This window comes from Bradyrhizobium sp. S3.12.5, assembly GCF_040548225.1.
Classification (GTDB): Bacteria; Pseudomonadota; Alphaproteobacteria; order Rhizobiales; family Xanthobacteraceae; genus Bradyrhizobium; species Bradyrhizobium cytisi.
In genome coordinates this window covers 61,527-75,149 of record NZ_JBEPRF010000004.1, presented here as the reverse complement: position 1 = coordinate 75,149, position 13,623 = coordinate 61,527, and the positions used below count along the sequence as shown (strand labels likewise).

Below are 13,623 nucleotides of genomic sequence, written 5' to 3'. Positions count from 1 at the left end.
ACCGCGGCCGCGCCATAGTAGGCACGCCGATGCACCCGGCGGTTGACGCCGGCAACACTCCCCGGGGTAAGGGGCCGCCCGACTCGCGCTTCAGCACGATCAAGGGATACAGACAGAATTTTCGCCGCCGAGTAGTTGGGCGACAACGGAGTTGCAGTCAAGAGCGCCGCAGTCACGATCAGTCCAAGACACTTGGCAGTTCTTGTCATGTTGGTCTCTCCTGTAGAGACCCGTAACCGTGAACTCGCCGCGGCGGTCTTCCGTTGATCGATATCAACATAACGCCAATTTCGTTTGGCCTGCCTCCGTCGTCCGTTAACGAAGGTCAGGCGGGTGCCGCAGGAGCGAGCTTGATCTGACGCAAATTCAGCGAGGCTTCCGCATGAGGACGCGCGACGTCGGCGCTGGGCATTCCTTGCGAGCTGTAAGCTAATGATTGCACTTTCTTCGGGATGACATGCCTCGAACCTTGACGCAGATCAAAGGATTGTGCCGTTCGATCTCCAACATCAGATTGACGAGTGAGCGGAGTGCCGACCATGAAGGCCGTTTCCGTCGAAGAAGCCATTGCGATGATCCCCTCAGGCGCGAGCGTCATGGTCGGCGGGTTCATGGGCGTCGGGACACCGGAGCGCCTGCTCGACGAACTGGTGCGGCAGAAGAAGACGGGCCTGTCGTTGATCTGTAATGACGCAGCCATCCCCGGCAAAGGCGTCGGCAAACTGTTCGACACCGCGCAGGTCTCGCGGTTGACCGCAACGCATATCGGCCTCAACCCAACGGCGCAGCAGCAGATGCTGGCCAACACGATCGCTGTCGATCTCATTCCTCAGGGAACATTCGTCGAGCGCATTCGCGCCGGCGGATGCGGCCTGGGCGGCGTTCTGACTCCGACCGGCGTCGGTACGCTGGTTGCGGAAGGTAAGCGTGAGATCGAAATCGACGGCAGGTCGTTCCTGCTGGAGACGGCCCTGCGCGCGCAGTTCGCGCTGGTGCACGCCTTCCTGGCCGACTACCTCGGTAACCTCGCCTACGCACTGACTTCGCGGAACTTCAATCCCGTCATGGCGATGGCCGCCGATACCGTGATCGTCACAGCGGAGAACATCGTGCCCGTCGGTGTGATCGCGCCGGATCACGTCATAACGCCGGCACCGCTCGTCGACTACCTCATTACGAACGGGTGACGTCATGGATCCGCAGACCCTGATCGCTCGGCGCGTGGCCAAGGAGCTCCGGAGCGGCGACCTCGTCAATCTCGGCATCGGTATCCCTACGCTCGTCGCAAACTACGTTCTGGCCGGCCTGAAGGTGTTCTTCCAGTCGGAAAACGGCCTGATCGGCACCGGGCCGATCCCCGAGCAGGGCTTGGCACATCCGACGCTGACGGACGCAGGCGGACGCCCGATCACTGCTCTACCCGGCGCTTCGACCTTCGACAGCGCAATGTCATTCGGATTGATTCGCGGCGGCCATGTCGATGTTACCGTGCTTGGAGGTCTCCAGGTCGATGCATTCGGCCATCTCGCCAACTGGACGATTCCGGGCAAGATGGTGCCAGGCATGGGCGGCGCGATGGACCTCGTCAGCGGCGCCAAGCGCGTCATCGTCGCCATGCAGCATGCGGCAAAGGGCAAGTCGAAGATCGTCCCGAAATGTACCTTGCCGCTTACCTCGGTGCGGCCCGTGAACCTGGTCGTCACCGACATGGCAGTGATCGGCTTTGCGGGCGGCAAGGCGACGCTGCTTGAGACCGCGCCGGGCGTCACGATCGGCGAAGTCATGGCGGTGACGGACGCCGAACTCGTCGTTCCTGACCATGTCCCGGAAATGATGATCTGACCAAGTGATGGACATGCGGATATTTGGCGATTTCGACGAGATCAGATCCGCCGTCGGCACCGAGATTGGTGCCAGCGACTGGATCGAGATCTCGCAAGATCGGATCAACAGATTTGCGGAAGCAACGTGCGATGAGCAATGGATCCATGTCGACCAGGAGCGCGCACGGAAAGAGATGCCCGGCGGCACCACCATCGCCCACGGGCTGTTGTCGTTGGCGCTGGCGCCCATGTTCATCCGCTCGGTGATGGAGCTGAAGGGGCTGCGCAACACCCTGAACTACGGCGCGGACAGGATCAGGTACCTTGCGCCGGTCCCGGCGGGCTCGAAGCTGCGCGGCCGCGTCACCGTTTCTGAGACGGAGGACGTGCCTCCCGACGGCCTGCGCGTGAACTATCATCTCGTGATCGAGATCGAAGGCGGCAAACGGCCGGCTTGCATCGCCGAGCTGATCGCCCTGCACTATCGCTGAGCAACGCGCCGGTCTCTCCTCAATCGATAATGTGATAACCGCCGTCGACATAGAGAACGCTGCCCGTGAGGAGCTTGGCGCCGTCGAGCGCTAGGAACGCAGTGGCGTTCCCGACATCGTCGATGCTGACAAGGCTGCGCGACGGTGCCTTCGATTGCGCCCTGTCCATCAGCTCGTCGAACTCCGGAATGCCTGAGGCCGCGCGTGTGGCGAGCGGACCAGGCGAGATCGCATGCACGCGGATCCCTTTCGGCCCCAGCTCGGCCGCGATGTAGCGCACCGACGCTTCGAGCGCGGCCTTCGCCACGCCCATCACGTTGTAATTCTCGACCACCATCTGGCTGCCGTAGTAGGTCATGGTAAACATGGTGCCTCCGTTCTTCATCAGCGGCTCGGCCAGATGAGCCATGTGCATGAACGACCAGCATGAGACCTCCATCGTCTTCAGGAAGCCGTCGCGACCGACGTCCACAACGCGCCCGTGCAAGGCTTCCTTCGGAGAGAAGGCGATCGAGTGCAGCAGGAAGTCGAGCTGTCCCCACTCCTTCTCGATCCGTGCGAACGCTTCTTCGGTCTGCCCCTCCATCATGACGTCGAGCGGCATGAAGATGGGAGCCTCAAGCGCCTGCGCGAGCGGCTCGACGTGCTTCTTCGCACGCTCGTTCAGGTATGTGACGGCAAGATCGGCACCGAGGGCGCGAAAGGCCTTGGCGCATCCCCACGCGATCGACTGGTCGTTGGCGATACCCACAACAACGCCTTTTTTGCCCTTCAGAGCAACCTTGGTATCAGGAAACACGGGAATCATGACGCCCTCTCCTGTCTCGCACTGGTGGCTGGCCTGTTCATCAGCAGCGACAGCGTGTGCTGCGCTATCATCAATTCCTCGTCGGTCGGCACGACGTAAACCGGAATCAGGCTGTTTGGCCCCGATATCAGCCGCGAATGACGGGCATTCTCGGCCTGATCGAGCGAAACTCCAAGCCATCCGAGTTGCTCGGCTACGCGTGCACGGAGGGTGGCGGAGTTCTCGCCAATGCCGGCTGTGAAGACGAACGCATCAACGCCTTGCAATGCTGCTGCGAGCATTCCGGCGTTGAGCCCGGTTCGGTAGACGAAGTAGTCGATCGCCAGTTTGGCGTCGAGACTGCCGCTGGCCTCGAGTTCGCGCATGTCGTTGCTGATGCCGGATAGTCCCTTCAGGCCGCAATCACGGTATAGGAAATTCTGAACATTAGATGCCGACATCCCTTTCTCGGAGATCAGGTAGAGCACGACGCCCGGGTCGATCTGACCAGGGCGCGTTCCCATGGGGAGGCCATCGAGGGCGGTGAAGCCCATAGTGCTTTCGATGCTTCGCCCGCCGCTGAGCGCGCACATCGACGCGCCGCTCCCGAGATGAGCGACGATGACCCGTCCCTTCGCAATCTCCGGCGCGATCTTCGATAAGGTTCTCGCGATGTATTCGTACGACAGGCCGTGAAAGCCATAGCGACGCACGCCTTCGGCATGAAGACCATGCGGAATCGCATAATGGTCGGCGACCGCGCTATGTGTGCGGTGAAATGCGGTGTCGAAACACGCGACCTGCGGCAGCGCCGGGAAATTGTTGAGGATCGAGCGAATCGGCGCCAGATTGTGTGGCTGATGCAGCGGCGCCAGCGCGATAAATCGTTCCAGCCGGGTCACAACACCATGATCGACCTGGATCGGGCGGTCGTAGTCCGGCCCGCCATGAACGACGCGATGACCGACTGCGATAGGTTGGATGCGAAGCTCGTCCCGCAACCACGCGCCGGCGACCTCCATCGCAGCCGAAACGTCCGGCACGCCATCGATCGGATAGGCTCGATCGGCAAGCGGATCACTGTCGGCTCCGCTGGCCCGCAGGCGGGGACGGCTGCCGATGCCGTCGATCTGCCCCTTGAGCTGTTGCCGCAGCATTCCTTCGTTCTCGATCGAATAAATCCGGAACTTGACGCTTGATGAGCCCGCATTGACGACAAGGATCGTGTCCATGGCGCTCACGCGGCGATCGTGGGAGCATGCTGGCGCCGTGCATGGGCATACAGGGCTGCAACCGCGCAGGAAGCCATCCGTGCGCGCGGCGAATCCGCACGCGACGTCAGAACGACCGGCACCCGGGCTCCGAGCACGACGCCCGCGCCGTCAGCCTTGGCGAAATAAGCGAGATTCTTCGCCAGCATATTGCCGGATTCGAGGTCGGGAACCACCAGGATCTGCGCCCGGCCGGCGACTTCGGACTTAATCCCCTTGATCCGCGCCGCCTCCTCGTCGATGGCGTTGTCGAACGCGAGCGGCCCATCAAGTACCCCGCCGGTGATCTGGCCCCGGTCCGCCATCTTGCAGAGTGCCGCGGCCTCGATCGTCGACGGAATCTTGGACGTGACGGTTTCAACCGCCGACAGGATCGCTACACGCGGCGATTTGCCGAAGCCGGCTTGCACATAGAGATCGATCGCGTTCTGAATGACGTCACGTTTGGCGTCGAGATCCGGGAAGATGTTGATGGCCGCATCCGTCACGAAGATGGTCTCGGCATAGGCCGGCACGTCCATCACGAAGACATGGCTGATGCGCCGGTCGGTGCGCAGGCCGCCGGCCTTGGCAGTGACGGCGCGCATCAGCTCGTCCGTGTGCAGGCTGCCCTTCATCAGCAGCTCGCCCTTGCCTGCGTGGATCAGCTCGACGCCCCGAGTGGCAGATTCGTCGCTATGCGCGGTATCGACGATCTCGAACGCGCCAACGTCAAGACCGTGCCTGGCGGCCGTATCCCGGATCTTTTTGTCGGGCCCGACCAGGATCGGACGGATAATGCCAGCCTGTGCGCTTTCGACGGCTCCGCGCAGTGATGTCTCGTCACAAGGATGCACGACGATGGTCGGGGTAGGCGGCACAGCCCTGGCGGCCGCGATCAGGCGGTCGTATTTGCTCAGGGGCTGTGTCTGCGTGGCATCGGCTGTCATGAGGCTGCTCCTTCCAACCAGTTTTACGACGCCTTCGCTTTGGGATCGAAAGGGGCGATATTCGACGCCCTCCCCGGCTGCTCGCCAGCTTCAAGGCCGAACAATGCTGCGATCTGTTGCAGGCGGTTCGCGCGCTCGCCCGTGATTTCCTCGCTGGCGGACAACACCTCGCCCACCGCCGCGAAGGTCGCACGGCGTTGATTGACATCGTCAGGCAGCAGCTTCGGGATCGCGGCCAGGGCCGCCTCGCGATCGAGCAGCAGCATGAAGAACTGCTCGCGCACCAGCATCTTGAATTCGGGCAGTGTCAATCGCGCTCCGGCGTAGTCACGGCGGACCAGACGCAGCGCCTCAATGCTACGCTCGTCGACCATTCCTCTCGCCGAACCGACATAAAGCAGGGCGCGAAGCGCCGCTTCGCGCAGCCCGCCTTCGTCGATCCGGGATCTGAGCTCGGCGATCCGCTTCTCGAGCATGGCACGATGATCGGCGGGCATCTCGCGCGGACGCAAAGGTTCGACCTTCGGATCTATACCGAGCGCGGCCTGGAGCGCAGGCGAGCCATAGACGTTGAGGAAGATCGCCTCGCTCAGCGCTTCCTGCGAATCGCGCCAGCTGTCGAGGAAATGAACGATCTGTTTGGAGAGCTGCTCCTGTATTGCCAAGAAGGGATTGTCCTTCGAAACCGGCTTGCGGTTCTCTTCCAAGCCTTCCGCCACCGACTTCACCGCCGTCATCCACGGATTCTGACTGCTGAACGCCTCATACTGAGTCCGCAGCGGGTGCAGATTGCGCATCAGCTCCGCCGTCTGCGGCGCCACCATGCTCTTGATCCAGGGCTGCACGAACTTTCGATAAGCGGCGAGATTAAGCTCCGAGACGCGCTTGGCCGCGACAAAGCGCCGCTCGTCCTCGGGCGAATTGCCGCCCATGGCGCGGATATCGTCGAGCGTCCGGGCCTCACAGCGCATCACCCATTGGCCGACGGCCAGGTCAGCATGCGTGGTGTCGGCGTCCTTGGCCTCGAAAGTTGCCTCATAGAGCCCCGGCGGCAGTACATCAATCAGGTCGATATTGCTGGAGAATTCGGCATGCTCCTTCTTGGCAACGCCCCCGGAGACGAAGATGCCGAGATGGCCGATGCTTTCGTGAACCGTGTAAACGATCGTCTGCCCATAGGCCCTGATGTCGTCAACGTCGGTGTAGCAATCGAGGATCCAGCCCAGCGCCTGCTGCGGCGGCGTGACGTTATCGCCCTTCGAGCAGAACACCACGATCGGCGATCTGATGTTGCGCAAGTCCACCTGCTCGCCGTCAGACATCTTGATGTTGCCGGAGGCAAGGTTATTGCCGACAAAGAGCTCATCGACGATGAACTGGATCTCCTCGGCGTTAAGGTTGACGTGTCCACCCCACCAGCGTTCGAAGTCGAGGTAACGCTCGGCCTCGGTGTCGACTTTCGAATAGACGTTGTACTGCTTGGTCCAGAGCGTATTCGAAGGATTCTGGCCCTCGAAGTTCTGCACCAGCCAGGCGCCGTCGAACTTGCCGGCGCCTAGATCGCTGACGAGCGCCGTCAGCCAACTTCCACCAAGCAGGCCGCCCGAATAACGCATCGGATATTTGCCATGCACGCCCGCCCAATAGGCGAGCGGCGCGCCGGCGATGATCAGCGGCCCGAACAGCTCAGGCCGCAGAGACGCCAGGATCATGACGGCCCAACCGGCCTGGCAATTGCCGATCACGCAGGGCTTGCCGTCGGCGTCTGGATGACGGCTGATGACCTTCTCGATGAACTTGGCTTCGGCGCGCGCGATACGCTCGATCGTCTGTCCCGGCATCGGCTCCGGCAGGAAGCCGACGAAGTAGCAGGGATGCCCTGCCTTCATCGCGACGCCGATCTCGCTGTCGGCCTTGAATCCACCGATGCCCGGACCGTGTCCGGCGCGCGGATCAATCACGATGAACGGCCGCCGCCCAGGATCAATCTCCACGCCCGCTGGCGGGATGATGCGGACAAGCGCGTAATTGACGGGTTCGGTTAACTGGCGGCCATCGATGATCAACTCGGCGGCATATTGCAAGACGTGAGGAGCGGTTTGGGCGACGTGCTCCCGATACTGATCGCCGCGCCGGCGCATCACATCGAGGAACAGAATGCTCCGTTGTCCTGCATCCACCATGTATTCGACCGCCGAGGCGACGAGTCCGGACATCGGGCCACCGGGCAATACAGACATTTCCATCGGCGTTCTCCGGCCTTATCGTCGTATCGATCCATCCAAAGCCCGCTGCACCTGGCGGCGTTGATATAGGTCAACGCTTGACCGCCAGTTGCACCGGCACAGCATTTTCCGTGCGGATCCAAGCCACCGTCAGCTCCCAGACTACAGACAGAATGATAGGTCCGATGAAGAGACCAAGTATGCCGTGATAGAGAGTTCCCCCGATCACCCCGATCAGAATGACGAGCGCCGGCGTGGTCAGGCCCCGCCCCATGACGAGCGGTTTCAGGATGTTATCGAGCACCGATACGATCACGAGAAACACCGTCAGCAGCAGCGCGATCGGAAATTCCTTGTCCGTCCAGATCCAGATGATGACCGGCAGGATGACGATCGTTCCGCCGATCTGCACGATGGACAGCAACAGCACCGCGAACGCCAGAAGGCCCGCGCTGGCAATGCCGGCCAACTTGAAACCGATACCGGCCAGCAAAGCTTGGATGATGGCGACGCCGATCACGCCTTGGGCCACCGCGCGGATGGTAGCCCCCGCCAAGTCCAGAAAGTGCTCGCTCTGGTCCGGCACGATGCGCGACAGAAAGCTGCGCCCAGCCGCCACGAGCTGAGGTCCATACGGAAACAGCACCCCGGCTACCGCCACCGACAGCAGAAACTTGACCGTTCCAACGCCAGCATTGCCGGCAAATCCAAGCAAGGTGGCCGCGAACGGCTTCAGGTAGGGCACGACGGCGCGCAAGAGCGAACGGAGATTGGTCGTCGCCTGATCCCAGAAATCGAAGAGCTGAGGCCCCACGATGGGCCACTCCTTAAGTGGCTGCGGCGGCGAGGGAACATGCAGTTCACCAGCCGTCATTTGTGCGGCAATTTCTGTAATCCCGTCGACCGCGCCCATGCCTAGCCACGTCGCGGGTCCGATCACGACCGCGAGATTGACGAGAGTGAGGATCGTCGCTGCAAGCTTCGGTCGTCCACCGAGAAGGTCACTAAGACACCGAAATACCGGGTTCAGCGCGGCGGCGAGTACAACACTCCAGGCCAATATGGGCACGAATGGACGGATCAGGAGTAGCGCCCAGACGAGCAACATCCCCAGCAATCCGAGCCGGATTAGAAGCTGGACGATCTCGTCTCCGGAGAAGATCTGGCGGAGTGTTTTCACGGACGCGCCTTCAGTCATGCCGCGCATGCTGTGGCGAACTAGCCCCTGCTCTCGCTCAGCAGGCTTGATCCAGATCAAGCAGCGGCGGCTCTTCTAAGGCTGAGGTCCGGACAGGTTCAGCTCACGCTCGGCTCTAAACACGTTACCGTAGAGACTCGCTATCCATTGCCGGCCGCGGGACGTCACGTTGAGATAGCGTATCGCCTGCTGGATTTGAGGGGCGACGTTGCTCCAGTAGAATTGCGGATATTTGTAGACGATGTCCGCCGGCGTCGCGTAGCCCAAGGTCTTGTTGAGTCTGATCTCTTCGAATTCGTAGAATAGCGCGTTCGACTTCTTCAGATAGTTGGGATCGCCGAGCTGGCCGATGAGATCGGCGGCCCGCAACAGCAATCCTTCCTCTTCGATGAGGCTATCATTGGAGGACATCGTATAAGGAAATCGGGTATATTCGATCGCCCGAGCTACCCGGTCCGCATCCAGCTGCTCGACAGAATCCAACCGCTCCAGCACGAACAGTTTCGACCGATCGACATGGTATGGCGCGAGAGCCGCATCGGACGATCCACGCGGCAGACGAACCGTGCCGCCGTTCACGTCTGCAATGAACAGCTCGTCTTCATCGCCTTGAACGACGCCGCGCACATATCCGATGTCGTGGGCAAGGCACGCCAGGATGAAATTCGCATAGTCGTTTGCCGTGGTGGGCCGCAGCAACGCACGTCCCGTCAGAATATCGTGTCCGGCAAGCGTCACGAGCAACGTATGCTCGATGTTGTGATACAGGGCATCGCTATTGCCGATGCACTCCATGGTGAGCTTGGCTGCGAACGGAAGCAGTTCGGTCAGGCCGGCATGCGAGGCGCCAAACCGGTCTTTGGTTTCTGTTGTCAGAAATGCGCCCAGGGCTTGCGACACCAGTTCCGGGACCGTGATCATCAGGCCGCTCCACTACGGTACTGTGGACGATATGCAGACCAAGCCCGCGACTCTCCGCGATTCCCTTCTGCGTGAGTCATGGTGCACTGCGCGATCAACGAGCATAGTTGCCACTCTCGCGCCGCGCCCTTGATACAGATCAAGCGACCGCAGCCAGCCGGGCGGCTCATGGGCCAAGCTCGGGCGATTGCATTGTCCGGCCTTCCGAACCAGAAAGCGCTCGTGTTGGACGCCGCCAAATACAGCGCCCCAGAGCACCTGCGGGACGGCACCCCGGTCGAAATCCGGGCGCTGCGGCCTGCGGACGAGGCCGACATGCTCACCGCGCTAGACCAGACAAGTGCGCAGTCGTTGCAGCGCCGGTTCTTCGCAATGAAGCGCCATTTCTCCGACAAGGAGCGCGTCTTCTTCATGGGCGTCGACTTCAGGGATCACGTCGCACTCGTGGTGCTGGCCGCCCAAGCAGACCGGCAAATCATCGTTGGCGGCGGGCGATACATCGTGTTCGAGCCTGGGCGGGCCGAGATGGCTTTCGTCGTCATCGATGCCTGGCAGGGACGAGGCGTCGGCTCCATCCTGATGGATCATCTCGGCAGGATTGCCACCGACGCGGGATTGCACGAGCTCACGGCGGAAGTCCTGCCCGAGAACGGGTCAATGCTGGCGGTATTCGGCAAGTTCGGGTTCAGGCCGGCCGCGCGTCACGACCCACACACGATCCATCTGGTGCGGCGTCTCGGGCAAGGGAGTGTGTGATCGTCCCGAGCCGCCCACGACCTATCGCGGCGCTGAATATGGGTACAGAGGTTATGGATATAGAGGCTATGGCTACCGCGGCTTGGGCGCGGGCGCTGTCGTCGGCGGCGCCATCGCAAGCCTCGGCTACTATGGTGCATAGCCCTGCTACGGTGGCGGATGCACCTCTTTCGGCGGAGGATACGGCTACGATTATTGTCCGCCCAATGCGTACAGCGCCTACGGCAGCCATGGCGGTTACGACGGCTACCAGGCGAGGCGGAGCTATTATTCCGGCCCGCGAATCCGAGTTCGAAACCTATCGAGCGCGCGAGTTCCGCGAGCGCAAGCGCTCACACCTTCGTTGATCTGGATCAACTCGCGGGTAGAGCGCTGAGTCTCGAATATGGCTGCAGACAAGGGAGGTCAAAAAATGAAACCATCCATTGCACTAGCTGCTGCATTGATGACGGCCGGGTTCGTCTTCGCAAGCCCTGAAAGCGCCAATGCCGTCGTATACTGCCAGTATGTGGACTACCCCGCGCATTGCGTCGCGAGACCGGGCGTTGCCTTGGGAGTGCGTCCCGTCGCGCGCGCTGCCGCACGAGAAGCGGTGAGGCCCGGCACTCCGACAAACCGCGGCGGTCCCGTCGACCGCGTCGGCAGGCGTTGACCATATGCCGCGACAAAGCCGCAAAAAATGAGGGCCGGCATTGCTGTCGGCCCCCCTGAAGACGTCAGACCCGGGAGAGGTCAGTACCTTGCGACGACCGGATTGCTGCCCCAGCCAAATCGGTAGTTGAAGCGCAAGGTGACCATATCCACGTCCTGCGTGATCCGGTCGTTTACAAAAGCGGCAAGTCGCGGATCAGCGACCGTGAACGAATTATTCCGGTGCCCCATAAACAAATGATCGTATTCGATGCCCACCGACCAATTCGGGGTGAAGCCATACTCGAATCCAACACCAATGACGCCACCCCAGCGGGTTGCGCTTTGCGCGGCGAGCTCGGCGCCGGACGCAGTATCAAGAACGCTGAGGCGGTTGTCCGTCACCGCCGCGCCGCCCTTCACGTAGAGCAGTGACGCATTCCAAGCGTAGCCGATCTGGCCGGTGAAGAGGCCGATGGCACTCGTTTTGGTGCGAGTGGAGAGCGAAGGATCGATGAGGCTGACGCGCTGGTTGCTGAGATCCGCCCAATCGCCCTGAGCTTCCAGACCAAACACCCACTGGCTGGCTTGCCAGCGATAACCGAGCTGGCCACCGATGACGCCACCGGATCGATCGCGGCAGCCGGAAGCGACGGCCACGCCAGCCGCGTCAAGGAAATCCACGCAGTTGTGGTTCTGCGCCCATCCACCATTGCCGCCAATATAGAAGCCGGTCCAGTTGTAGATCGGAATAATCGGTGCCGGCGGCGGCGCCTTCACGGCCATATCGGCAGCCATGGCGGGCCCCACGGCGCCCAATGCCACCAGACAAACGGTTGTTAGCAGAAGCCTTTTCATCGTGCTTTCTCCTTGCCGACCGCCTCTGACTGGTCGAAACGGCGGGTTTGTTGCAATGCAATGATTCCCCAACTTCCGGCTGAACTCTACGGGCGAGGGCGCAATCTCCGCGTGCCAAAATGGCAACACCCAAGACATTTCGCACTCGAGCTGATCTCTCTCGCTGGCGAAGCCCTCAATGATTTCGCCTGGTGGCCGAATGGAGGAAAGCCGTCTGCCGCCGGAGTTCGCTTCTTGGCCTCGGCAACAATCGGTCGTGATCACGGCCCTTGTTCCGAGTCGCGCTTGTCCTCGTGGCCAGCAACCTCCTCGCCTCGGCCTTGCTCGATCCAGGACGGAATGTCGCTCGAGGGAATCAGCCGTCGCGGCAAAAAGGGATTGAGCGTGCCCGCGAACACGATCAATCCCTCATTGAACTTCTCTCGCGCGAAAGACCGTGCCTCGGCTTCGCTCTCGAACGTGCGCGTCTCCCGGGGACTTCGCCGCTTCGGCAAGGTCCCGCGCTTGTGCACCTCGAACGTGACGTACCAGGTCTGCGGCATGCGCCCGCTTCCGAATCGCCATCAAGCGGACATCTGTCGACCAACAACGACCGGCGAGATCATGTTGGCATCCTAGTAGCGCCGCTCTTCGCGTCGCTCCGTGCGTCCCTCACGCCTCTCCTCGCGCCGTTCGGTACGTCCCATACGCCGCTCCTGGCGGCGCTCGTGGCGCGCTCCCCGCCTCTCCTGGCGTCGTTCCATTCCGACTGTCTGCGCCGGCGCTTGTGTTCCGAACAGGAACGTACCGGATGCCGCCAGCCCGAGCACAGCGGCCCATCCCAGCAACGAAAGAGCCTCGCGACGACCGAGTCGTTCAAACCTCGACGTTTCACTCATGTCAGTTACTCCCGATCTTGAGGACGTTTCAGTAGGCAATGCCTCGACGTGCATTCGTTGATCAGTGTCAACGGCAGGCGCCCCACTCTGCAGACGCAACGAACGGAGACGCTCACCAAACCTGATTGCCGAACCAACCGTACTGCGGCGGCCGCGCGACGAGCCGGATACGTCTTTCGATGTGTCTCCTCACAATTTTGCTTTGACGCTGCGGCTTTGCATCAGCCTTTGTCGACTGACGCGCTCGCAGCCGTTCGGCATCGAGCGGTCCAAGCTGGGCAAATGCCTCGCGCACGCGCGCGTGTGGGAAGTCGGCGCCCGGCGGGGCACCAAGCTCGACCTTAGCGATGTCGGTCGCGACGATCGTGGGCAGGTTAGTGTCGAGAACGACCCGCTCGGGCAATTTCCCATCGGAATGGATGCGGATGGTGGCGGAGCGCGCAGCTCCACCGTGTCTGGCAGGCCGATCCGGCACCAGGGCGTCCGCAACGAAGAGCATCGCGAGCAACGTACCGCCGACATAGAACAGATATCGTGAGATGGGCATTGTCGGCACCATTGCCGCCGCAGATTTTCGTCTGGCAAGCAACGGGCCACAGCGGCAAAATTGGCGAACCTGCATGAGCGTGGTTGCCTAAATCGAGCCGCCGCCGCTTCCGCCGCGGCGCGTCTCTGGTGAAGCACTTGCTGAGGCATAGGCGGCGCTTCATTGGCAAGCGCACCCACGCCGCGGCAGATTAATGTTCACCGCGTCCAGGCGCGGCTTCGCTTGAGCCAGATCAACGAATTGAATTGTCGCAACATCGTCTCGCACGCCGTTGCACGACTTGGTCAGTGCCAGTGACATGCCCCTTGG

General features: G+C 61.7%; 14 protein-coding genes. 4 read left to right on the top strand and 10 right to left on the bottom strand.

What is annotated here, in order from left to right; all coding sequences use genetic code 11:
• Positions 1 to 325 precede the first annotated feature (325 nt).
• Entirely contained in the window at positions 326 to 598 is a 273-nt protein-coding gene (locus tag ABIC09_RS06345; RefSeq protein WP_354108936.1) for a hypothetical protein, read from the bottom strand.
• Here ABIC09_RS06345 and ABIC09_RS06340 point away from each other — a divergent pair.
• Genes ABIC09_RS06340 through ABIC09_RS06330 form a run of 3 tightly spaced genes read left to right on the top strand, consistent with a single transcriptional unit; the run spans position 540 to position 2,314 of the window.
• A complete protein-coding gene (locus ABIC09_RS06340; RefSeq protein WP_354108735.1) occupies positions 540 to 1,187 on the top strand; it encodes a CoA transferase subunit A in 648 nt (215 codons plus the stop codon). The genes ABIC09_RS06345 and ABIC09_RS06340 overlap by 59 nt on opposite strands.
• 4 nt (positions 1,188 to 1,191) lie before the next feature.
• The gene (locus ABIC09_RS06335) at positions 1,192 to 1,842 is read left to right on the top strand and encodes a 3-oxoacid CoA-transferase subunit B (RefSeq protein WP_354108734.1); all 651 of its coding nucleotides are present in this window, start codon (positions 1,192 to 1,194) and stop codon (positions 1,840 to 1,842) included.
• 13 nt (positions 1,843 to 1,855) lie between these two features.
• Positions 1,856 to 2,314, top strand: coding sequence for a MaoC family dehydratase (locus ABIC09_RS06330; protein ID WP_354108733.1), 459 nt, complete (start codon positions 1,856 to 1,858; stop codon positions 2,312 to 2,314).
• 19 nt (positions 2,315 to 2,333) lie between these two features.
• On the opposite strand, the gene fabI is transcribed toward ABIC09_RS06330, so the two are convergent.
• The 6 genes from fabI to ABIC09_RS06300 form a co-directional block, all read right to left on the bottom strand.
• Positions 2,334 to 3,122, bottom strand: a complete 789-nt coding sequence (fabI, locus tag ABIC09_RS06325; RefSeq protein WP_354108732.1) for an enoyl-ACP reductase FabI — start codon at positions 3,120 to 3,122, stop codon at positions 2,334 to 2,336.
• Complete coding sequence (locus ABIC09_RS06320; protein ID WP_354108731.1) at positions 3,119 to 4,333, bottom strand: acetate/propionate family kinase; 1,215 nt, start codon at positions 4,331 to 4,333, stop codon at positions 3,119 to 3,121. Before ABIC09_RS06320 ends, fabI begins: the two co-directional genes overlap by 4 nt.
• A gap of 5 nt (positions 4,334 to 4,338) precedes the next feature.
• Entirely contained in the window at positions 4,339 to 5,301 is a 963-nt protein-coding gene (locus ABIC09_RS06315) for a phosphate acetyltransferase (RefSeq protein WP_354108730.1), read from the bottom strand.
• A 23-nt stretch (positions 5,302 to 5,324) separates the two neighbouring features.
• Positions 5,325 to 7,547 (bottom strand): DUF3141 domain-containing protein, encoded by a 2,223-nt coding sequence (locus tag ABIC09_RS06310; protein ID WP_354108729.1) that lies wholly within the window; start codon positions 7,545 to 7,547, stop codon positions 5,325 to 5,327.
• Positions 7,548 to 7,617: 70 nt separating this feature from the next.
• Entirely contained in the window at positions 7,618 to 8,733 is a 1,116-nt protein-coding gene (locus ABIC09_RS06305) for an AI-2E family transporter (protein ID WP_354108926.1), read from the bottom strand.
• Positions 8,734 to 8,799: 66 nt separating this feature from the next.
• The gene (locus tag ABIC09_RS06300) at positions 8,800 to 9,645 is read right to left on the bottom strand and encodes an HD domain-containing protein (protein ID WP_354108728.1); all 846 of its coding nucleotides are present in this window, start codon (positions 9,643 to 9,645) and stop codon (positions 8,800 to 8,802) included.
• A 222-nt stretch (positions 9,646 to 9,867) separates the two neighbouring features.
• On the opposite strand from ABIC09_RS06300, the gene ABIC09_RS06295 reads away from it, so the two are divergent.
• Positions 9,868 to 10,401, top strand: coding sequence for a GNAT family N-acetyltransferase (locus tag ABIC09_RS06295; RefSeq protein WP_354108925.1), 534 nt, complete (start codon positions 9,868 to 9,870; stop codon positions 10,399 to 10,401).
• A 732-nt stretch (positions 10,402 to 11,133) separates the two neighbouring features.
• Here the strand turns inward: ABIC09_RS06295 and ABIC09_RS06280 are convergent.
• The 3 genes from ABIC09_RS06280 to ABIC09_RS06270 all read right to left on the bottom strand — a co-directional run bounded on the left by ABIC09_RS06280 (position 11,134) and on the right by ABIC09_RS06270 (position 13,314).
• Complete coding sequence (locus ABIC09_RS06280; RefSeq protein WP_354108727.1) at positions 11,134 to 11,889, bottom strand: outer membrane protein; 756 nt, start codon at positions 11,887 to 11,889, stop codon at positions 11,134 to 11,136.
• Positions 11,890 to 12,149: 260 nt separating this feature from the next.
• Positions 12,150 to 12,431, bottom strand: a complete 282-nt coding sequence (locus ABIC09_RS06275; protein ID WP_354108726.1) for a hypothetical protein — start codon at positions 12,429 to 12,431, stop codon at positions 12,150 to 12,152.
• Between the two features lie 448 nt (positions 12,432 to 12,879).
• Positions 12,880 to 13,314, bottom strand: a complete 435-nt coding sequence (locus ABIC09_RS06270; RefSeq protein WP_354108725.1) for a hypothetical protein — start codon at positions 13,312 to 13,314, stop codon at positions 12,880 to 12,882.
• Between the last annotated feature and the right edge of the window lie 309 nt (positions 13,315 to 13,623).